General features: G+C 71.8%; 21 protein-coding genes. 15 read left to right on the forward strand and 6 right to left on the reverse strand.

The annotated features are described in order from the left end of the window. The first annotated feature begins 420 nt into the window (after positions 1-420). A complete protein-coding gene (locus AB0L21_RS37195) occupies positions 421-744 on the forward strand; it encodes a GNAT family N-acetyltransferase (RefSeq protein ID WP_365788502.1) in 324 nt (107 codons plus the stop codon). 206 nt (positions 745-950) lie between these two features. On the opposite strand, the gene AB0L21_RS37200 is transcribed toward AB0L21_RS37195, so the two are convergent. Continuing rightward, on the reverse strand, positions 951-1,343 hold the full coding sequence (locus tag AB0L21_RS37200; RefSeq protein ID WP_365710504.1) for a VOC family protein: 393 nt from the start codon (positions 1,341-1,343) through the stop codon (positions 951-953). Between the two features lie 70 nt (positions 1,344-1,413). On the opposite strand from AB0L21_RS37200, the gene AB0L21_RS37205 reads away from it, so the two are divergent. Beyond that, positions 1,414-1,953, forward strand: coding sequence for a GNAT family N-acetyltransferase (locus AB0L21_RS37205; RefSeq protein WP_365710505.1), 540 nt, complete (start codon positions 1,414-1,416; stop codon positions 1,951-1,953). A 34-nt stretch (positions 1,954-1,987) separates the two neighbouring features. Here the strand turns inward: AB0L21_RS37205 and AB0L21_RS37210 are convergent, their stop codons facing one another. Beyond that, positions 1,988-2,671 (reverse strand): glycerophosphodiester phosphodiesterase family protein, encoded by a 684-nt coding sequence (locus AB0L21_RS37210; protein ID WP_365710507.1) that lies wholly within the window; start codon positions 2,669-2,671, stop codon positions 1,988-1,990. 354 nt (positions 2,672-3,025) lie between these two features. Here AB0L21_RS37210 and AB0L21_RS37215 point away from each other — a divergent pair, with 354 nt between their 5' ends. From AB0L21_RS37215 to AB0L21_RS37235, 5 genes are all read left to right on the forward strand, one after another. Continuing rightward, the gene (locus AB0L21_RS37215) at positions 3,026-4,423 is read left to right on the forward strand and encodes a DUF6421 family protein (protein WP_365788503.1); all 1,398 of its coding nucleotides are present in this window, start codon (positions 3,026-3,028) and stop codon (positions 4,421-4,423) included. A 38-nt stretch (positions 4,424-4,461) separates the two neighbouring features. After that, entirely contained in the window at positions 4,462-5,211 is a 750-nt protein-coding gene (locus tag AB0L21_RS37220) for an SDR family oxidoreductase (RefSeq protein ID WP_365710511.1), read from the forward strand. Next, positions 5,208-6,278 (forward strand): low specificity L-threonine aldolase, encoded by a 1,071-nt coding sequence (locus AB0L21_RS37225; protein WP_365710513.1) that lies wholly within the window; start codon positions 5,208-5,210, stop codon positions 6,276-6,278. The genes AB0L21_RS37220 and AB0L21_RS37225 overlap by 4 nt, the downstream gene beginning before the upstream one ends. A gap of 90 nt (positions 6,279-6,368) precedes the next feature. After that, positions 6,369-6,959: a transglutaminase family protein gene (locus tag AB0L21_RS37230; protein WP_365788504.1), complete on the forward strand. Its 591-nt coding sequence runs from the start codon at positions 6,369-6,371 to the stop codon at positions 6,957-6,959. A 9-nt stretch (positions 6,960-6,968) separates the two neighbouring features. Further along, entirely contained in the window at positions 6,969-7,679 is a 711-nt protein-coding gene (locus AB0L21_RS37235) for a phenylalanine--tRNA ligase beta subunit-related protein (RefSeq protein WP_365788505.1), read from the forward strand. Positions 7,680-8,287: 608 nt separating this feature from the next. Here AB0L21_RS37235 and AB0L21_RS37240 read toward each other — a convergent pair. Further along, positions 8,288-9,016, reverse strand: a complete 729-nt coding sequence (locus AB0L21_RS37240; protein WP_365710519.1) for a lysophospholipid acyltransferase family protein — start codon at positions 9,014-9,016, stop codon at positions 8,288-8,290. A gap of 342 nt (positions 9,017-9,358) precedes the next feature. On the opposite strand from AB0L21_RS37240, the gene AB0L21_RS37245 reads away from it, so the two are divergent. The 5 genes from AB0L21_RS37245 to AB0L21_RS37265 all read left to right on the forward strand — a co-directional run bounded on the left by AB0L21_RS37245 (position 9,359) and on the right by AB0L21_RS37265 (position 13,945). After that, entirely contained in the window at positions 9,359-9,718 is a 360-nt protein-coding gene (locus tag AB0L21_RS37245) for a thioredoxin family protein (protein ID WP_365788506.1), read from the forward strand. A 208-nt stretch (positions 9,719-9,926) separates the two neighbouring features. Next, positions 9,927-10,436: a flavin reductase family protein gene (locus AB0L21_RS37250; protein ID WP_365710523.1), complete on the forward strand. Its 510-nt coding sequence runs from the start codon at positions 9,927-9,929 to the stop codon at positions 10,434-10,436. 227 nt (positions 10,437-10,663) lie between these two features. Continuing rightward, entirely contained in the window at positions 10,664-11,449 is a 786-nt protein-coding gene (locus AB0L21_RS37255) for an electron transfer flavoprotein subunit beta/FixA family protein (protein ID WP_365710525.1), read from the forward strand. A 52-nt stretch (positions 11,450-11,501) separates the two neighbouring features. Further along, entirely contained in the window at positions 11,502-12,464 is a 963-nt protein-coding gene (locus AB0L21_RS37260) for an electron transfer flavoprotein subunit alpha/FixB family protein (RefSeq protein ID WP_365710527.1), read from the forward strand. Between the two features lie 182 nt (positions 12,465-12,646). Next, entirely contained in the window at positions 12,647-13,945 is a 1,299-nt protein-coding gene (locus tag AB0L21_RS37265) for an aldolase (protein ID WP_365710529.1), read from the forward strand. Positions 13,946-14,035: 90 nt separating this feature from the next. Here the strand turns inward: AB0L21_RS37265 and AB0L21_RS37270 are convergent, their stop codons facing one another. Further along, complete coding sequence (locus AB0L21_RS37270) at positions 14,036-15,085, reverse strand: LacI family DNA-binding transcriptional regulator (RefSeq protein WP_365710531.1); 1,050 nt, start codon at positions 15,083-15,085, stop codon at positions 14,036-14,038. A 212-nt stretch (positions 15,086-15,297) separates the two neighbouring features. Here AB0L21_RS37270 and AB0L21_RS37275 point away from each other — a divergent pair, with 212 nt between their 5' ends. Next, complete coding sequence (locus tag AB0L21_RS37275) at positions 15,298-16,251, forward strand: ROK family protein (RefSeq protein ID WP_365710533.1); 954 nt, start codon at positions 15,298-15,300, stop codon at positions 16,249-16,251. Between the two features lie 309 nt (positions 16,252-16,560). Here the strand turns inward: AB0L21_RS37275 and AB0L21_RS37280 are convergent, their stop codons facing one another. Beyond that, positions 16,561-18,591, reverse strand: coding sequence for an NPCBM/NEW2 domain-containing protein (locus AB0L21_RS37280; RefSeq protein ID WP_365788507.1), 2,031 nt, complete (start codon positions 18,589-18,591; stop codon positions 16,561-16,563). Positions 18,592-18,783: 192 nt separating this feature from the next. Here AB0L21_RS37280 and AB0L21_RS37285 point away from each other — a divergent pair, with 192 nt between their 5' ends. Together AB0L21_RS37285 and AB0L21_RS37290 are read left to right on the forward strand one after the other, a co-directional pair. Continuing rightward, positions 18,784-18,975 carry a hypothetical protein gene (locus AB0L21_RS37285; RefSeq protein ID WP_365788508.1) on the forward strand — a complete coding sequence of 64 codons (192 nt, stop codon included), beginning with the start codon at positions 18,784-18,786 and terminating at the stop codon, positions 18,973-18,975. Positions 18,976-19,129: 154 nt separating this feature from the next. Then, positions 19,130-20,173, forward strand: a complete 1,044-nt coding sequence (locus tag AB0L21_RS37290) for an NUDIX domain-containing protein (protein ID WP_365710539.1) — start codon at positions 19,130-19,132, stop codon at positions 20,171-20,173. Here the strand turns inward: AB0L21_RS37290 and AB0L21_RS37295 are convergent. Next, positions 20,143-20,877 (reverse strand): MBL fold metallo-hydrolase, encoded by a 735-nt coding sequence (locus AB0L21_RS37295; protein ID WP_365788509.1) that lies wholly within the window; start codon positions 20,875-20,877, stop codon positions 20,143-20,145. The genes AB0L21_RS37290 and AB0L21_RS37295 overlap by 31 nt on opposite strands. Between the last annotated feature and the right edge of the window lie 45 nt (positions 20,878-20,922).

Below are 20,922 nucleotides of genomic sequence, written 5' to 3' on the forward strand. Positions count from 1 at the left end.
CGTACTGGATGTACTTGGGTCGGGGCCCGGTGCGGCGAGAGTGCGTGCATGGCGTCGCGCGGCAGACGGGAGTTTGACGACAGGGCCTAGGCCAGACCCAGGGCCCGTCCGGCCGGTCACCGGGCCTGCGTGGTCATGGACGTGCGATGCGGCGGGTGTCATGATCAGGCTGACTTCGGGCGTCGGCCTGGTGCCAGGGGAGAAACCGTGAAGCTGTGTTCCGGGTCCGGCGCGCCTCGGGAGACCTGCCCGCCTCGGTCGTGTACGGCCTGCCCGGCCCTGGCGGCGCGTCCGGGCCGTCTACGAACGCGCCGGATTCCGGCTCACCGGTGTCACCGAGGTGATCCTCCTCGCCCGGATGGCCGACCTGCCGGGCGCCGAGCCGTGCCCCGGGGTCACGGTCGAGCGCACGGTGGGGGAGTGCGCCACCCGCTTCACCGCCCGCACGGACGCGGGCGCCGTCGGCTTCGTCGAGACCGACACCTCCCTGGCCCGCCCGAACGCCACGCGCGCGGCGCAGGCCTGGCCGACATCGGCAACCTGCACGTCGAACCCGCCCACCAGGGGCAGGGCTGGGAGCGCCGACTGCTCGGCCACGCCGCCGACTGGCTGCGGCTGTGCGGGACGGACCGCGTACTGGCCTACGAGCGCGCCGAGGACACGGCCGCGATCGAACGCCTCCTCGACGCGGGCTTCCATGAACTGACCCGCACGGACCGAGGCTGGGAACACCACCCTCGCTGACCGGACCCGTGCCGTACGCGTCGGTCGGCCTAGGCCCTGTCGTCAAACTCCCGTCTGCCGCGCGACGCCATGCACGCACTCTCGCCGCACCGGGCCCCGACCCAAGTACATCCAGTACGAGGGCGGGGGCCCGGCACGCCGAGAGCACGCACCTGACGCCGCGCGGCCCGCCCTCCGGGCGGACGACGGGAGTTTGACGACAGGACCTAGATCCCCGGCCGGTACCGCAGTGGATGGTCCGCCGGGATCTCCACCAGGACGATCGGGGTGCCGTCCGGGTCGGCGATCCACATCTCGACCAGGCCCCACGGCTCCCGCACCGGAGGGCGGACGATCTCGACGCCCCGTGCCCGTAGCTCCTCGCCCGCGGCCGTCACGTCCTCGACCTGCATCCACAGCCGCGCCGCGGGCGAGGAGGGAGCCTCGGACCGGCCGGACACCTCCAGGAAGCCGCCGCCGAGGAAGTAGACCGTGCCGCGCTCGGGGCCGGTACCGAACTCCCGGTAGACGGACAGCCCCAGCTGCTCGCCGTAGAAGGCGCGGGAGCGTTCGGGGTCGGTGGGCCGGAGCAGGATCCGGCTGCTGAGTACATGCACCATGCGGGGGGAGCCTAGCGGCAGGGTTACCCTCATCGGTGGCTCAGCACGCCCGAGATCGGAGACCGCACTCATGGACACTCTCGCCACCGGACTCACCTTCAGGGATGCCACCGACGACGATGTCGACGCCCTCGTCGCACTGATCGAGTCGGCGTACCGGGGGGACAGCAGCCGGACCGGGTGGACCACCGAGGCGGACCTCCTGGAGGGACAGCGGACCGACCCGCAGGGCGTGCTGGAAGTGATCAAGGCACCCGGGAGCCGGCTGCTGACCGTCGAGCGGGACGGCCGTATCGTCGCCTGCTGCCAGCTGGAACACCGTGACGAACACGCCTACTTCGGCATGTTCGCCGTCAGCCCCACCCTGCAGGGCGCCGGCCTCGGCAAGATCGTCATGGCGGAGGCGGAGCGCCTGGCCCGGGAGACCTGGGGGGCCACCGAGATGCAGATGACGGTGATCTCCCAGCGGGAGGACCTGATCGCCTGGTACGAGCGCCGCGGCTATCGCCGTACGGGTCAGACGATGCCGTTCCCGTACGGCGACGAGCGCTTCGGCGTTCCGCAGCGCGCCGACCTGCGGTTCGAGCTGCTGGTCAAGCCGCTGGTGTGACGTCGCGGCAGGCGTCAGGGCCCGGACGCCCGGGTCACGCGGTGAACCGGCCCGTGCGCTTGATCTCCGGATAGTCGGTCGTCGCCCCGTCCAGCTCCAGCGCGCGGACCAGCCGCAGCTGGTCCTGCGTGTTGACCACCCAGCCGATGACCCGCAGCCCGGACGCGCGCGCGTGCTCGACGATCTCCAAGGTCAGCCGGCGGATGTTGAGACACACGGTGGCGGCCCCCACGGAGACGGCTCGGTCCACCACGTCGGTGCCGTACCGGCTCGCGACCAGCGCGGTGCGCACGCCCGGCACCAGCCGCGCGATCTCGGCGACCGCCTCGTCGTGGAACGAGGACACCTCGACCCGCGCGGTCAGGTCATGCGCGTGCATCACCCCGGCCAGTGCCCGCGCCGCCGCCACATCCTTGATCTCGGCCTGCAACGGCGTGTCCACCGCCTCCAGGACCTCCTCGAACACCGGCACCCGCTCCCCGCGGCCCGCGTCCAGGGCACGCAGTTCCGCAAGGGTCATCTCGGCGATCGGTCCGGAGCCGTCGGTCGTACGGTCCACCTCTGCGTCGTGCATGACGACCAGGGCGCCGTCCTTGCTCACATGCAGATCGAGTTCGATCAGGTCGAGGCCGGCCCGCTGCGCGGCGACGAAGGAACGAAGGGTGTTCTCGGGCTCGACGCCCATGACACCGCGGTGACCGATGGTAAGGAAGTTCAAGGTTCAACTCGCTTCCGTCGACGGCGGCTCGGCGACGCGCGGCCGACGGCCCCCGTACCGGACGTCGTCGTCCACGCGGCAGGCTCGCAGCCTAATGGCCGGGCCGCGCGTTGAACCCGTGGCTGCACCGGGCATCCGGCACCCGGACGGCCGCCGGCCGGCCGGTATCCATCGGATCATGACCGCACCCGGCTCGCACGTTGTCGCGGAAGTGAGCGTCGTCACGGTTTACGACAGGAAAAACATCGGTGACCAAGGTGGTGGACAGAATAATTTCCCGATCCTGCTCTTGCTGAGAGAAACCGGGTATGCATACGGTGTCTCTACGCGAGGTTCTCCTGTGGAGGATGGGACATGACGGAAATTCTTGTGCAGTCGGGTGTGGAGGATCGGGTTTCTCCACTGACCAGGGTGGTTGAGCACCCGGCCTGGCCCGTGCTCAAGGATGCCGTGGAGCAGATCCGGCCATGGCAGTCGAAGGACGGATCGATCGACTTCGACGCCGAGGCCGCCCCGGAGCGGGCCGACGCCGTGGCAGCCGTCGAGCGTGTCGCCGGCGCGGTCGAGCGGCTCTCCCCGCTCCTTCCGCATGACGCCGCCTACCACCGGGCGCTGGTGAAGGACCTCCGCCGCTGGGCCGAGGGCGGCTTCCAGGTGCCGGACTTCCTGGACTCCCTGCTGGCCTTCGATCCGGCCGCCAACCGCGCCGACGGCCTGCAGCACCTGGTCGTCTTCCCGATGTACACGCAGAACGGCAACCCGGACCGCAACCTGGAGGCGGTCGTGCTGCGCATGGTCTGGCCGGACTGGCTGGCCGAGCTGGAGCGCACCCGGTACGACAACCCGCTCTTCTGCGGCATCACCTTCGAGGACTTCACCTCGGGCTACGACACCAACTCCGCCGTTCTCTTCCCGGAGACGATCGCCGTCCGCGAGGCGCCGGAACGTTTCTCCTGGGGTGGCATCTTCTGCGACCGCGAGGCCGCCCGCTTCCGCCGCGTGACCGAGGCCGCCGTCGACATCCTGGGCCTGGAGCTGCCCGAGGACATCGCTGCGATGGTCCACGACCAGAAGCGCTGCGAAGAGGCCTTCGTGCTCTGGGACATGGTCCACGACCGCACCCACAGCCACGGCGACCTGCCGTTCGACCCGTTCATGATCAAGCAGCGCCAGCCGTTCTGGATGTACGGCCTGGAGGAGCTGCGCTGCGACCTCACCGCCTTCAAGGAGGCCGTGAAGCTCCAGGCGGACGGCGTCCCGCAGGCCCGTGACGTGCAGTACGCGGTGCTCTTCGACCGCATGTTCCGCTTCCCGGTCACCGGCGACCGCAACCGCAACTACGACGGCCTCGGCGGCCAGCTCCTCTTCGCCTACCTGCACAAGCACGACGTCGTCCGCTGGACCGACAACAAGCTCTCCATCGACTGGGAGCGCGCCCCGCAGGTCACCAACCAGCTGTGCGCCGAGATCGAGAAGCTCTACCGGGACGGCATCGACCGCCCGAAGCTGGTGCACTGGTTCGCCGGCTACCAGCTGGTCTCCACCTACCTCGCCCCGCACCCCGGCTCCAAGTGGGCCAAGGGTCCGGACGCCCTGGACCTGACCCAGCCCCCGCGCAAGCTCGTGGACGACGTGCTTCCGGACGAGTTTCCGCTGAGCATGTTCTATGAGGCGCTGTCCAAGAAGCTGAAGAATGTGATCGCCTCGACGAAGGGCATCACGGCGGACACCGCCGAGCGGATCGCCGCGTGAGCGACCGCCTCCAGAACACTGCTCAAAAGGGGAAGAACATGGTGGGGAACGGGTCTCTCAGCGGTGCGGTGATCGCGGTGGCGGGCGCGGGCGGACCCGCCGGGCACGCGACGCTGGTCCGGCTCGCCGAGGCGGGCGCCGTCGTCGTCGGCGCCGACAACAACCCGGAGCGCCTGGCGGAGTCCGTGGACGCGGCCCGCTACGCCCGCGGCGGCGCCGTCGTCACCGGCGAGACCGTCGACCTGCTCGACCTGCGCTCGGCCCGCGACTGGGCCGCGCGCATCGAGAAGGAGCACGGCCGGATCGACGGACTGGTCCACCTCGTGGGCGGCTGGCGCGGCAGCGCCACCTTCGCCGAGACCGACCTGGCCGACTGGGATCTGCTGGAGAAGCTGCTCATCCGCACCGTCCAGCACACCTCGCTCGCCTTCTTCGACGCCCTGCAGCGCAGCGACCGCGGCCGGTACGTGCTCATCAGCGCGGCCGGCGCGTCGAAGCCGACGGCGGGCAACGCGGCGTACTCCGCGGCCAAGGCCGCCGCCGAGGCCTGGACCCTCGCCATGGCCGACGGCTTCCGCAAGGCGGGGGGTGAGCAGGGCCCCCACTCGGCGGCTGCCATCCTGGTGGTGAAGGCGCTGGTGCACGACGCGATGCGCGCCGAACGCCCCAACGCGAAGTTCGCGGGCTTCACGGACGTCAAGGACCTGGCCGAGGCCGTCGAGGGCGTCTGGAACAAGCCCGCCGCGGAAGTGAACGGAAACCGTCTGTGGCTGACCGAGAAGCCGTGAACCCTCCGAAGACCGACGCGCGTCGCCACCACGACCCGCAGGTCCGCGGTTTCGCCAGTGACAACTACGCCGGAGCCCACCCGGAGGTGCTGGCCGCCCTGGCCCTGGCCAACGGCGGCCACCAGGTGGCGTACGGCGAGGACGACTACACCGAGAACCTCCAGCGGATCATCCGGAGCCACTTCGGTGCCACCGCGGAGGCCTTCCCGGTCTTCAACGGCACCGGCGCGAACGTCGTCGCGCTCCAGGCGGTCACCGACCGCTGGGGCGCGGTGATCTGTGCCGAGAGCGCGCACATCAACGTGGACGAGGGCGGTGCGCCCGAGCGCATGGGCGGGCTCAAGCTGCTCACCGTGCCGACGCCGGACGGCAAGCTCACGCCCGAGCTGATCGACCGGCAGGCCTGGGGCTGGGAGGACGAGCACCGGGCGATGCCCCAGGTCGTGTCGATCACCCAGAGCACCGAGCTGGGCACCCTCTACACGCCCGAGGAGATCCGCGCGATCTGCGAGCACGCCCACGCGCACGGCATGAAGGTGCACCTGGACGGTTCCCGGATAGCCAACGCCGCCGCCTCCCTGAACGTGCCCATGCGGACGTTCACCAACGCGGTCGGCGTCGACATCCTCTCCCTGGGCGGGACGAAGAACGGCGCGCTGTTCGGCGAGGCGGTCGTCGTCCTCAACCAGGACGCGGTGCGGCAGATGAAGCACCTGCGGAAGATGTCGATGCAGCTGGCCTCCAAGATGCGCTTCGTCTCCGTGCAACTGGAGGCCCTCCTCGCCAAGGACCTGTGGCTGCGCAACGCCCGGCACGCCAACGAGATGGCCCAGCGCCTCGCCGAGGGCGTCCGCGCGGTGCACGGCGTGGAGATCCTCCATCCGGTGCAGGCCAACGGTGTCTTCGCCAAGCTGCCGCACGACGTGAGCGAGCGGCTGCAGAAGCGGTTCCGGTTCTACTTCTGGGACGAGGGTGCCGGGGTGGTGCGCTGGATGTGCTCCTTCGACACGACGGAGGACGACGTCGACACGTTCGTGGCGGCGCTGAAGGAGGAGATGGCGCGCTAACCGCCGACTCTCACTCCAGCACTGCATAGGTATGCGATCACTCGAAAAATCATTGACGCTCGGGTGATCGCATTCCTATGCTCTGCGGGCATGGAGCTCATCCAGGACACCGCCGATCTGTCCGCTTATCTGGCCGCCGACGACGTCATCGACCACCATCATCCAGTGGTCCGTAAGACCGCCGCCCGCCTTGCGGCCGAGGTCGCCGACTCGTATGAATATGCGCGGGTCGCCTATGAATTCGTCCGGGACGCCATCCCGCACTCCCAGGACTCCGGCGACCTCCGCGTCACTTGGCGCGCCTCCGACGTGCTGACCTTCGCCACGGGCATCTGTTACGCCAAGTCCCACGCCCTGGCCGCCCTGCTGCGAGCCGAGGACATCCCGGCCGCCCTGTGCTACCAGCGGCTGACGGACGGCGAGGGCGGTCACGTGGTCCACGGCCTGGTCGCCGTCCGCTTCCACGGGGCCTGGCACCGGCAGGACCCTCGCGGCAACAAGCCGGGCGTCGACGCCCGGTTCTCCCTGGGTGGCGAGCGGCTGGCCTGGACCCCGGATCCCTCGTCCAATGAGATGGACTACCCGGTCCTGTACGCTGAACCACACCCGGTCGTTCTCGCCGCCCTGCGGGCCGCCCCCGACCGGCCGTACCTGTGGAAGACGCTCCCCAGCACCCTCTGAGGCGGACAGATGACCTTCACTCTCACCGTGTCCGACGAGGTCCGCGCCCTCGCTCCCGGCTTCACCCATGTCGCGGTCGAGGCACACGGCATCGTCAACGGGCCCAGCACCGAGGCGAGTTCGGCGCTGCTGGACGACGCCGCCCGCCGCCTCGCCACCCGCCTGTCCGGGCGCGCGCCGCACGAGGATCCGCACATGGCCGCCTGGCGCGAGGTGTACACCGCCTTCGGCGCCAAGCCCTCCCGCACCCGCAACTCCGCCGAGGCACTGGCCAAGCGGGCCCTGTCCGAGGCCGGACTGCCCCGGATCAACCTGCTCGTGGACCTGTACAACGCCATCAGCGTGGCCCGTCTGATCCCCGTCGGCGGCGAGGACACCGACCGCGTGCGGGGTGGGATGCGGCTGGTACGGGCCACCGGCGAGGAGGACTTCGTGACGGTCGCGGCCGGCGCGGAGGCGATCGAACACCCCGAGCCCGGCGGGGTGGTGTGGCGCGACGACGCCGGCGTCACCTGCCGCCGCTGGAACTGGCGCCAGGGCCCGCGCACCCGGCTCACCGAGGAGACGACCTCCGCCATCTTCCTCCTGGAGACCCTGGCCCCCGTGCCGGTCGAGGAGGCCCGGGCCGCGGCCACCGAACTCGCCGAACTCCTGGAGAAGTTCAGCCCTGGGGCACGCATCGAGGTGCATGAGCCGGTGTCTTCGGGGAGCGCCGGCTGAGGCTCGGCCGGGGGCGGGCGGAGGTGCGGGGCGCAGAGCGGTCAGGTCGTTGCGGACCGGCGCCCCGTACGCACGCGTCCGCCGGCTGCGAGTTGCCGACCTCAGGCGGCGGGACAGCGCGGCGGTCACCGCCTGGGTGGCCGACTCCGGGATCGGGACCGCGCGCGGCGAGTTTGAGCGAGGGATCGCCGGCTCGGGCCGGATGACCGCTGGTCTCGACCGTGGTGGGGGAACTGTGGCGGTGCGGTGCTCGGATGTGTCGGGAGCGTGGGGTCGCCGGCTCGGGCCGGCTGACCGCTGGTCTCGGCCGTGGTGGGGGCGCTGTGGCGGCTCCGCGCTCGCACGCGTCGAGGCGCGGTTGCGGCGCGGCACTGCCCGCCACCATCCGGTCGGCCCCGGGCCGACAGCACGTCGCCGCCGAACGCCGCGCCTCCTCGTTGGGCCGGTGAAGGGACGGCCGCGGTATGAGACGGCCGGGAGGCATCGGGCCGGATCCCGCCATGCCCCCGTGCCCCGCGTTCTGGCCGAGCGCCCAGCTCCGCCCGGCCATCGGCTCCCAATGCACCGGTTCACTCAGTGGCTGGTCGGCGCTGAGGCGACCGCAGGCCTCAGTGGGCCTCGGCCGTGCGCAGTTCCTCGGTCGTCGGTGCCGTGCCGCCCAGGTGGGTGGGGAGCCACCAGGTGTCCTCCGGGCCCTTGGGGCGGCCCGGGTAGGCGCGCTGGGCGGCGTCCAGGAGTTCCTGGACGCGGTCGCGCAGGCGGCGGGTGATGGCGCCGGCGTACTGGTCGCGCGGTGCCTCCACCGGCTCGCCCACGCGAATGGTGACGGGCAGGTGGCTGCGCTTGAAGTTGCGGGGGTGGCCCTTCGTCCACAGCCGCTGCGTGCCCCACACCGCCATCGGGATCAGCGGGACGCCCGCCTCCTGGGCCAGGCGGGCCGCGCCCGACTTGAAGCTCTTCAGCGTGAAGGACTGCGAGATCGTCGCCTCCGGGAACACCCCGATGACCTCACCGGAGCGCAGCGAGTCCAGCGCGTGCGCGTACGCCGCCTCGCCCTGCTTGCGGTCCACCGGGATGTGTTTCATGCTCCGCATCAGCGGCCCGGAGACCTTGTGCCGGAACACGGACTCCTTCGCCATGAACCGCACCAGGCGTTTCTGCGGCAGCGCGGCCAGGCCGTTGAAGATGAAGTCCAGATAGCTGATGTGATTGCTCACCAGCACCGCGCCGCCCGTGCGCGGGATGTTCTCCGACCCCTGGCAGTCGATCTTCAGATCCCAGACCTTGAACAACGTCTGGGCCAAACCGATGACGGGACGGTAGACCAGCTCTGCCATGGGCGGGGTGGACCCTTTCTGCTCTGCTCGGGAAAGGGGCTCCCGGCGGGAAAGTTACGCAGCCGTAGGTTTACGGCGCCTCGCAGATCGTGCCCGAAGAACGGACGGGGAGCCAGTCCTGGTGCCCCGCGGCGGCGAGATCCTCGTCACGTCGGCCTACATTCCACCGTGGATCCTCATGTCCCTTTACTCCACTCGTGTCCTCGTTCCCCGCGGAAGCGGGAACATGCCGGACCGGGACGGCGGTCGCGGCGTCCGGCGCACACCGGGAATCTTTGCGGTCGCGGGAGCGCTTGTGCCGAGGATGAGCGGGCGGCGCTCGCGGCGGCGGGCGCCCATGGAGTGCCACACGAGCGGCGGAAGGGGAGAACGCGGGTGCGCGGGCACGACGACGGCAGGCGGCTCGGTGCGGCCGAACTCGGCGGCGAACTGGGGGAGCGCGCCACGCTCGTGCAGTTCTCCAGCGCCTTCTGCGCACCCTGCCGGGCCACCCGGCGCGTCCTCGCCGAGGTTGCCGGACTGGTCCCGGGCGTGACCCACGTCGAGATCGACGCCGAGGCGCACCTGGACCTCGTACGCGAACTGGAGATCCTCAAGACGCCCACCGTCCTGGTGCTGGACGCCGGCGGACGGGTGGTGCGGCGCGCCACCGGACAGCCACGCAAAGCCGACGTCATCGCCGCGCTGGGGGAGGCCGTGTGAGCGGGTGTCAGGGAACGGTGAGGCATTTTCCAGATCCCGGAACCCGCTTGACTGCACACGCCACCTATCGTCAGCCTGACCGTATGCCGACCGAACTCCTTCTCTACGGGCGGGTCCACGTCGACCTGGCCCGCACCGCGAGCGCGCGCTGTCCGGGCCGTTGAGCTGCCACGGACCCACGCCCCGACTTTCGCAGAAGGACAGTTCCATGACGGCCACGCCCGACCTCGGCACCGCTCAGCTCGCCTCCCCCGACCTGCTGCGCTCCACCTTCCGCCGGCATGCCGCCGGTGTGGCGGTGATCACCGCGCGTGGCGCCTCCGGTCCGGTCGGCTTCACGGCCACCTCCCTGACCTCAGTCTCCGCCGACCCGCCGCTGGTCTCCTTCGGCGTCGGCACCGGTGCCTCCAGCTGGCCCGCGCTGGCCGAGGCCGACCACGTCGGCGTGCACATACTCGGCGAGCACCAGAGCGAGCTGGCCGCCACCTTCGCCCGCAGCGGCGCCGACCGGTTCGGCGCGCCGACCGTCTGGCGGGAGGGCCCGGAAGGCGTACCGGTGCTGGACGACGTGCTCGCCTGGCTGGTGTGCCGGATCGTCGGGCGGGTCCCGGCCGGTGATCACCGGATCGTGCTCGCCGAGGTGGTCCTCGGCGACCCCTCGGGCACCGGCCGCCCGCTCCTCTACCACCAGGGCCGCTTCAACGGCCTGCGGGATTGATCACGTCCTGATGGCCTCACCCCCTCCTGCGAGGCGGTCGAGTTCCGGTTACGCTGCGTTGCGAAGGTCACAGTTCAAAGCGCTTGCTTAGCGGGCAGGGACTGGGTGTACTGACGAGTAATATCTCGTTCGGAGCGCGCGGACGCCCCGACCGGGATCGGCCGCTTGAGGCGCCTATGCTGCCTGCAAGAGGCAGCCCGAAATGACGATGCAGTAGGAGAGCCGGCGTGAGCTTGAGGATCGTTGTCACTGTGAAGTACGTGCCCGACGCCACTGGCGACCGGCACTTCGCCGATGACCTGACCGTCGACCGCGACGACGTGGACGGTCTGCTCTCCGAGCTGGACGAGTACGCGGTCGAGCAGGCGCTGCAGATCGCGGAGAACGCGGACGACGCCGAGGTCACCGTCCTGACGGTCGGCCCCGAGGACGCCAAGGACGCGCTCCGCAAGGCCCTCTCGATGGGTGCCGACAAGGCCATCCACGTCGAGGACGACGACCTGCACGGCACCGACGCCATCGGCACCTCCCTGGTCCTGGCCAAGGCCATCGAGAAGGCCGGCTACGACCTGGTCATCTCCGGTATGGCCTCCACCGACGGCACCATGGGCGTCGTCCCCGCGCTGGTCGCCGAGCGCCTGGGCGTCCCGCAGGTCACCCTGCTGTCCGAGGTCTCCGTCGAGGACGGCACCGTCAAGGGCCGCCGCGACGGCGACGCCGCGAGCGAGCAGCTGGAGGCGCAGCTCCCGGCCGTCGTCTCCGTCACCGACCAGTCGGGCGAGGCTCGCTACCCGTCCTTCAAGGGCATCATGGCGGCCAAGAAGAAGCCGGTGGAGTCCTGGGACCTGTCCGACCTCGACATCGAGGCCGAGGAGGTCGGCCTGGACGGCGCGTTCACCAAGGTCGAGGCCGCGACCGAGCGTCCGGCCCGCACGGCCGGCACCATCGTCAAGGACGAGGGCGAGGGCGGCAAGCAGCTCGCTGAGTTCCTCGCGAGCCAGAAGTTCATCTGAGGTTCGCCCCCGCTGACCGCCCCTCAACTTCGTTTCGCAGGAGAGCAATCCCATGGCTGAAGTCCTCGTCTACGTCGACCACGTGGACGGTGCCGTCCGCAAGCCCACCCTGGAGCTGCTGACCCTGGCGCGCCGCCTCGGCGAGCCCGTCGCCGTCGCCCTCGGCAACGGCGCCGCCGACACCGCCGCCACGCTCGCCGAGCACGGCGCGGTGAAGGTCCTCACCCACGACGCGTCCGAGTACGCCGAGTACCTGGTCGTGCCGAAGGTGGACGCCCTGCAGGCCGCCTACGAGGCCGTCTCCCCGGCCGCGGTGCTGGTCCCCTCCTCCGCCGAGGGCAAGGAGATCGCCGCCCGTCTGGCGCTGCGCATCGGCTCCGGCATCATCACCGACGCCGTCGACCTGGAGGCCGGCGACGAGGGCCCGGTGGCCACTCAGTCGGTGTTCGCCGCGTCCTTCACCACCAAGTCCCGCGTCGTCAAGGGCACCCCGGTCATCACGGTCAAGCCGAACTCGGCCGCCGTCGAGGCCGCCCCGGCCGCGGGCGCGGTCGAGGCCCTGTCCGTGACCTTCTCCGACAAGGCGACCGGCACGAAGGTCACCGGCCGTACGCCGCGTGAGTCGACGGGCCGCCCGGAGCTGACCGAGGCCGCGATCGTGGTCTCGGGTGGCCGCGGTGTGAACGGCGCCGAGAACTTCGCGATCATCGAGGCCCTCGCCGACCAGCTCGGCGCGGCCGTCGGTGCCTCGCGTGCCGCCGTCGACGCCGGCTGGTACCCGCACACCAACCAGGTCGGCCAGACCGGCAAGTCGGTCTCGCCGCAGCTGTACATCGCCAACGGCATCTCGGGTGCGATCCAGCACCGCGCCGGTATGCAGACCTCGAAGACGATCGTGGCCGTCAACAAGGACGCCGAGGCCCCGATCTTCGAGCTGGTCGACTTCGGCGTGGTCGGCGACCTGTTCGACGTCGTGCCGCAGCTGACCGACGAGATCAAGGCCCGCAAGGGCTGAGTCCCTCCCGGCGCCATGAGGCCCCTGTGACCCCTGCGGTCATGGGGGCCTCGGTGCATTCTGATGGCGACGCACCTGTGCAGGACCACGGTCCGGACGGGGTGTTGACCAGGGGGAACCACCCGGATAACTTCGTTCTACGGATTGTTGATTCCGTAAAGCGGAAAACTGGAGGGTGTGGGATGGGTCAGCAGGAGAAGGTGGCGACGAGCCTCGCGGGTGCCGTCAGCGAGGAGATCAGCGCCTCCCTCGCACCGGTCGACGCGGAGCTGGAGCGCCGCTACCCCGGCGACCCCGGCACCCGGCAGCCCGTCCACACCGTGTACGTCCCCGGGGACGCCTTCGCCGCCGGCACCATCCGCTCCTGGGGCGACCAGGCACTCGCCCTGCTCGACGAACACGCCCCCGACGCGGCCTCCTTCGCGGCGGTCCTCGGCCTGTCCGACGAACTGGCCGAGCCGGTCTACTCCCGCGTCCGCGCCAAACTGGAGCGCGAGCCCGTCGAGGACCTGCGCGTCGACTTCGAGGACGGCTACGGCCCCCGACCCGACGCCGAGGAGGACGAGACCGCCGCCCGCGCGGCCCGTCTGATCACCGAGGCGTACGCCAAGGGCACGGCGGCGCCGTACATGGGCATCCGCATGAAGTGCATGGAGGCCGCCGTACGCGACCGGGGCATCCGCACCCTGGACGTCTTCCTCACCGGTCTCATGGAGGCCGGCGGCCTGCCCGAGGGTCTGGTCCTCACCCTCCCCAAGGTCACCTACCCGGAGCAGGTCGGCGCCTTCGTCCGGCTCCTGGAGGCCTTCGAGAAGGCGCACGGCCTGGACGCGGGCCGCCTCGGCTTCGAGATCCAGATCGAGACCAGCCAGGCCATCCTCGCCGCCGACGGCACCGCCACCGTCGCCCGCATGATCCAGGCCGCCGAGGGCCGCGCCACGGGACTGCACTACGGCACCTTCGACTACAGCGCCTGCCTCGGCGTCTCCGCCGTCCACCAGGCCAGCGACCACCCGGCCGCCGACCACGCCAAGGCGGTCATGCAGGTCGCGGCGGCCGGCACCGGCGTCCGCGTGTCCGACGGCTCCACCAACGTCCTCCCCGTCGGCCCGACCGCCCAGGTCCACGACGCCTGGCGCCTCCACTACGGCCTCACCCGCCGCGCCCTCGCCCGCGCCTACTACCAGGGCTGGGACATGCACCCCGGTCACATCCCCACCCGTTACGCGGCCGTCTTCGCCTTCTACCGGGAGGGCTTCGAGCAGGCGGCGGCCCGCCTCACCCGGTACGCCAACCGGGCCGGCGGCGACGTCATGGACGAGCCCGCCACCGCCAAGGCCCTCAGCGGCTACCTGCTGCGCGGCCTGGACTGCGGCGCCCTCGACATCGCGGAGGTCGCCCGCCTCACCGGCCTGAGCCGCGCCGACCTGGAGAGCTTCGCCAGCCCCCGCCGCGGCGACCTGACAGCCTCCGCCCAGTAACCGGCCCGGCCACGCCCCGCCCGGCCCGCGTCCAGGAGGCGGAGCGACGGTGCCTTCCGCGAGGGCCCGCTCCCCCCGGAGCGGGCGTGCTCAGTCCGCCGGCGGCAGTTCGCCGGAGCCGCGGGTGATCAGGCGGGTCGGAAGCTCGATGCGTTCGGGGGCGAGGAGGGTGCCGTCGAGCTGGCGGAAGAGGCGTTCGGCGGCGGTGCGGCCCAGGGCCGCCGCGTCCTGGGCGACGACCGTGACGCCGGGCTGGAGCAGGTCGGCCAGCTCGATGTCGTCGAAGCCGACGAGCGCGACCGGGCGGGACCGCTCGGCGAGGACCCGGATCACGGTGACCGTCACCCGGTTGTTGGCGGCGAAGATCGCGGTGACCGGGCCGGCGCCGGACAGCATCTCCTCCGCCGCCCGGCGCACCCGCTCCGGGTTCGTCGCGCCGAGGGACGTCCAGCGCTCCTCGACGGCTATGCCCGCGTCCTCCATGGCCGCCCGGTAGCCGCGCAGCCGCTCCGCCGCGGTGTGGATGCGGGGCATGTCACCGATGAAACCGATCCGGCGGTGGCCGTGCGCGATCAGGTGGGCGACCCCGTCGCGGGCGCCGCCGTAGTTGTCGGACAGCACCACGTCCGCGTCGATCCGCCCGGCCGGGCGGTCCACGAACACGGTCGCCACACCCGCCCTGATCTCCGGCTCCAGATAGCGGTGGTCGTCCCCGGCCGGGATCACCACCAGACCGTCCACCCGGCGCGCGCACAGCGCCAGCGCCAACTCCTGCTCGCGCTCGGGGTCCTCGGCGCTGGAGCCGTTGATCAGCAGGGCACCGTGCGCGCGGGCCACCTCCTCGACGGCGCGGCTGAGCGGGCCGTAGAACGGGTCCGCGAGATCCTCCAGCACCAGGCCGATGCTCGCGGTACGGCCCTTGCGCAGCACCCGGGCGCTGTCGTTGCGGCGGAAGCCGAGCGCCTCGATCGCCTCCTGCACCCGGCGTTCGGTGTCCGGGGTGACCCCGGGCTCACCGTTGACCACCCGGGAGACCGTCTTCAGTCCGACCCCGGCGCGCGCCGCCACGTCCTTCATCGTCGGGCGGTTGCCGTACCGGTTCCCGGGAAGGCGGTCTGCGCGGCGGGTGGTCTCGGGCACGATGCGTCTGTCCTGTCTCTCGTCCGACTCGTCCACGGGGGGTGGTGCGCGATCCGTGGGCTTGTATGAGGATGTGGCGTCGAGCATAGAGCCTGGACAACGTTGTCAGATGCGCGAGAGACTGTCCACCGCTGTCTCCGGCCTGCGCCCCCACCGCCCGACCGGCCTGCTTTTCTTTGGTTTTCAAGCTTGAACGGGGAGATCTGACTCTGATGCACACCGACCTCGTGGCGGCCCTGGACATCGGCGGCACCAAGATCGCCGGCGCGCTGGTGGACGGCGGCGGCCGGATCCTGGCCCGGGCCCAGCGCGCCACGCCCGCCCAGCAGGACGGCGAAACGGTCATGCGGGCCGTGACGGAGGTGCTCGGCGACCTCGCCGGGTCGCCCCTGTGGGGACGCGCGGGCGCGCTCGGCATCGGCAGTGCCGGCCCGGTCGACGCCTCGGCGGGCACCGTCAGCCCGGTGAACGTGCCGGGATGGCGCGACTTCCCGCTGGTGGACCGGGTGCGTACGGTCACCGGGGGCCTGCCGGTGGAACTGATCGGCGACGGTGTCGCGATCACCGCGGCCGAGCACTGGCAGGGTGCCGCACGCGGCCACGACAACGCGCTGTGCATGGTGGTCTCGACGGGTGTCGGCGGTGGCCTGGTACTGGGCGGGCGCCTGCATCCCGGTCCGACCGGCAACGCCGGGCACATCGGCCACATCAGCGTCGACCTGGACGGCGATCTCTGCCCGTGCGGCTCGCGAGGCTGCGTGGAGCGGATCGCCAGCGGCCCGAACATCGCCCGCCGGGCCCTGGAGCACGGCTGGCGCCCCGGACCCGACGGTGACACGTCGGCCGCCGCGGTGGCCGCCGCCGCCCGCGCGGGCGACCCGGTGGCCCTGGCGTCCTTCGAGCGGGCGGCGCAGGCGCTCGCCGCCGGTATCGCGGCCACCGCGACCCTGGTCGAGATCGACATCGCGGTGATCGGCGGGGGCGTCGGCAAGGCGGGCGACGTCCTGTTCACGCCCCTGCGCAAGGCCCTCACCGACTACGCGACGCTGTCCTTCGTGCGGCACCTCGCCGTCGTACCCGCGCAGATGGGCACCGACGCGGGCCTGGTCGGCGCCGCCGCGGCGGCCCTGACCCGCACCCCGGACGCGACGGCGGCGACCCGGTAGGGTTCGCCGGCTCCGGCGGCGAGGCGTCGGGGGTTGCTGGGTCGGGTGGTGAGTCGTCACGGGTTCGCCGGACCGGGTGGTGAGGCGTCGGGGGTTGCTGGGTCGGGCGGTGAGTCGTCACGGGTTCGCCGGACCGGGTGGTGAGCCGTCAGGGGTTGCTGGGTCGGGTGGTGAACCGTCAGGGGTTGCTGTGTCGGCGGTGAGCCGTCGGGGGTTCGCCGGCTCCGGTCGTGAGGCGCGCCCGGGGCTCGCTGGATCAGGTAGGCGACCCAGCGGAGCCCCGGGCCGAGCTGCGAGCGAAGCCCCGGGTCAGCAGGTGAGGCGGGCGTCCGCCCAGTCCGCGTGGTCCGAGTCGACGCCGTCGCCGCCGTCGGTGACCACCAGCCGTACCACCTGGGCGCCGGTGACGTCGGCGGTGAGCGGCTGGGCGGGCATCGCGTTGGTGAGGACGCCGGTGGACGCGGCCTTCGTGCCGTCGGCCCAGATCTCGAAGGCGACGGTGCCGTTCGCGCCCTTCTCGTCGTCCACGCCGACCTCCGCGGTCACCTTCTCGCAGGCCTTGCCGGTGTAGAAGGAGATGTCGCTGAGCGCGTGGACGCCGAGCCCCTTCGCGTACACCGTTCCGCCGATGGTGAGCGGGTGCCCGTCACCGGCGGCGCTCTCCCCGTTGCTGGTGTTCCGCTCCACCGGCCCCCAGCCGCTGGTCGCCGACAGCCACGGCAGATCGCCGAGGTACGACGTCCCGGCGGGCGGCGGCACGACGACGGACGCGGTCAGCGGAAGGGTGCTGGTGACCGGTGTGCCGGACGGCGAGCGGTAGCTCGTCGTGAGCGTGAGGCCGTAGGAGCCGGTCGGGGTGCCGGACGGCGCGGTCACCCGCCAGCCGGTGCGCAGCGTCCCACCGGGGGCGAGGACAGCGGCCGAGGTCGCCGAGGTGGGCCGTACGGTCCAGCCGGCGGGGCCGGTCAGCGACACGGAGACCCGCCGCGCGGGTGTCCGGCCGAGGTCGGTGACGGTGCTGGTGAGCGTGGCCGGGGTGGCCGCCTCCAGCAACGGGCTGCCGTCCAGACCGAGTTCCACGGCCGGCGGATGGTCGGCCCAGCGGGGATCGGCCGAGACGCGCAGCAGGACCGTGCCGTGGGCCGGGACCGTGGCGGCGATGGTGCCGGCGGTGTTGTACGTGCGGTGCTGCCACAGGTCGCGCAGGGCGTAGGCGTCGGCGTCCGGCAGGCCGACGGCGCCGGCGCTGGTGGCGATCCGCTGGGCGGTGCCGGATTCGTTGAAGAGGGCCACCGCGCGGCTGCCGTCCTTCATCTCCTTGGCGACGACCCAGCGCCCGCCGCCGGACGAGACGACGGTGCCCTGCTTGCCGAGCGGGTCCTGGTCGACGGCGATGACCTCCTTGTTGCCCAGGATGTCGTACGTCGCCTCGGAGGCCTTGCGCAGGTCGGTGCCGATGAGCAGGGGCGCGGCCATGACCGACCAGAGCGAGAAGTGCGAGCGGTACTCGGTGTCCGTCATGCCGCCGTTGCCGACCTCCAGCATGTCGGGGTCGTTCCAGTGGCCGGGACCGGCGTGCGGCGCGAGCGGGAGGTTCTGCTTCAGGATCGACAGCATCGAGCTCCAGCTGTCGCTGATGTCACCGGTGGTCCGCCACAGGTGGCCGACGTCCGAGGCCCACTCCCAGGGCTTGTTCTGGCCCCACTCGCAGATGCTGTAGACGATGGGCCGCCCGGTCGCCTTCAGCGCGTCACGCATGGTCCGGTAGCGCTGCTGGGCGTCGACGCCCTGGTTGTTGCAGTTGTCGTACTTCAGGTAGTCCACGCCCCAGTCGGCGAACTGCCGCGCGTCGCTGTACTCGTGGCCCAGGGCGCCCGGAAAGCCCGCGCGGTCGCAGGTCTTGGTGCCGGCGCTGGTGTAGATGCCGAGCTTGAGCCCCTTGGCGTGGACGTAGTCCGCGACCGCCTTGATCCCGTCGGGGAAGCGCACGGGGTCGGGCACCAGCTTGCCGTTCGCGTCGCGGTCCGGCAGCGCCCAGCAGTCGTCCAGGTTGACGTACTGGTAGCCCGCGTCCTTCAGGCCCTTCTCCACGAAGAGGTCCGCGATGCCCTTGACCATGGACGCGTTGAAGTCGGCGCGGCAGTGGGTGGAGTTCCAGTTGTTGAAGCCCATCGGCGGGGTGAGGGCGAGTCCGTCGGCCAGGGCGGGCGCGGCGGGGGTCTCGGCGGGGGCCGCCAGGGCGGGGGCGGCGAGGCCCGCCGCGCACAGCAGGCCGGCGGTGAGCGCTCCGGCCACTCTCCGGCGCATGGTGCGGGTCGTGCGGGTGTGAGGGTGACGCATCGTTGACGTCCTCCGACTCGCGAAACCGGGATGACTGCATGTACGCGTCATCGGTGCGCGTTTACGGTAGGACGTGTCTGACTGTGTTGGAAGAGGGCTGTCAGATGTTCGGCTGTGTTTGCTTCGGGGGGCCCACTGGGTGCGCGCGAACCGCAGCGTGACTCCTGGCCCCTCCGCGCAGTTGATCAGCGCATGAAGAAGCGCAGCATGCTCGCCATCGCCACCCTCGCCGCCGGATTCGTCGTGGCCGCCGTCACCCCGTCCCACGCGGCGGAGGACGGAGCCCTCGGTGACCTCAACGTCTCGGACACCCTCGACACGGCCGGTCACCTCGTCGCCCAGGACAGCCCGGACGTCCACCACGACGCCCTCGGACACGAGTAACCCCCGACGGCGTACGGCGCGCGTGCCGGTGTCCCCGCCGCAGGGGGCACCGGCACTCCCGTGTGCGCGCGGACAGGCGCCCTCAACGGGAGGGGGTTTCCGTGGCAGGGTGGAGCGGGCAAGCCTCAGGGGGCCGACACAGGAGGGGGAGTCCGTGACCGTCGTCTGGATCAACGGCGCGTTCGGTGCGGGGAAGACCACCACGGCACGCGAACTGATCGAACTGATCCCGAACAGCGCGCTCTTCGACCCCGAGGTCATCGGCGGGGCGCTCACCCACCTGCTGCCGCCCAAGCGTCTGGCCGAGGCCGGCGACTTCCAGGACCTGCCGATCTGGCGCCGGCTGGTGGTCGACACCGCCGCCGCGATGCTCGCCGAGCTGGGCGGCACTCTCGTGGTGCCCATGACCCTGCTCCGCCAGGAGTACCGGGACGAGATCTTCGGCGGTCTCGCCGCCCGCCGGATCGCCGTGCACCATGTGCTGCTCGCCCCGGCTGAAACGATCCTGCGCGAGCGTATAGCCGGGCGGGACACACCGCCGGACGTGCCCGACGGCGAGATGCGCACGCGGCAGTGGTCGTACGACCACATCGAGCCCTACCGTGCCGCCCTCGCCTCCTGGCTCACCGTCGACGCCCACCCGGTCGACACCAGCGACCTCACCCCGTACGAGACCGCCGTCCGCATCGCCGACGCCGTCGGCAGCGGGGCCGTACCCGCCTGCGACATCGTGCAGACCCCCGAGCCGACCGCCGAGACGCTCGCCGCCGGCGTGCTGCTCTTCGACGAACACGACCGGGTGCTGCTGGTCGACCCCACCTACAAGCCCGGCTGGGAGTTCCCCGGTGGTGTGGTGGAGCGGGGCGAGGCGCCCGCCCGCGCCGGGATGCGCGAGGTCGCCGAGGAGACCGGGATACACCTGCGCGAGGTGCCCCGGCTGCTCGTCGTGGACTGGGAACGGCCCGCCCCGCCCGGGTTCGGCGGGCTGCGGCTGCTGTTCGACGGGGGCCGGCTGGAGTCCGGGGAGGCATCCCGGGTGCTGCTGCCCGGCCCGGAGCTGCGCGCCTGGCGGTTCGCCACGGAACAGGAGGCCGCCGCGATGCTGCCGCCGGTCCGCTACGAGCGGCTGCGCTGGGCGCTGCGCGCCCGGGAGCGGGGCAGCGCGGTCTACCTGGAGGCGGGGGTTCCGGTCGGCTGACCCGGCGCAGCGACGATCGAGCGGAGTGCGGCGGTGGCGCCGCTCAGGACCGGATCGCCGTGGCCGAAGCAGGCCACCTCCGCCCCGAGGTCCGCCAGTCGCCGGATCGAGGCGAGCAGGTGGGTCCGGTCCAGGTTGAGCACCCCCGCCATCGGCGTCCCGTCGTCCGGCGCCGCCGCCACCGTGTCCCCGGTGAAGAGCACGCCGTGCGCGGGCAGGAACAGCGCGATGCTGCCGTCGGTGTGCCCCGGAACGTGCACCACCCGCGCCCCGCCGCCGAAGCCGAGGACGTCTCCGTCCGTCACCTCGGTGAGGGAGGGCGGGGGCACTGGGGCGCCCTCGGGCAGGTGCCGGGCCGCCTCCGCGTGGATCGGCAGCTCCCAGTCCTCGAACCGCGGCGGCGGGCCCGGCCGTTCACCCCGTACGAACGGCGCGTCCAGAGGGTGCGCCAGCACCTCGGCCCCGCTCAGCGCGGCGAACTCCCCCGCCCCGCCCACGTGGTCCTCATGGAAGTGGGTGAGCACGATACGTCGTACGTCCCGGGGCGCGTGCCCCAGGGCGGTGATCGCGTCGGCGATCGTCCGGCCGGAGCCGATCAGACCCGCGTCGATCAGGGTCAGCTCGTCGCCGTCGCGCCAGAGGTAGGCCTGGCCGACCGGGAAGCGCAACAGGTGCAGGCGGGGCAGCAGTTCGATGACGTCCATGCGCCGACCGTAGGGAGGGCGCCCGCCCGGGGACGAGGGCCCTCT

This window comes from Streptomyces sp. NPDC052721 (assembly GCF_040678315.1).
Taxonomy (GTDB): Bacteria; Actinomycetota; Actinomycetes; order Streptomycetales; family Streptomycetaceae; genus Streptomyces.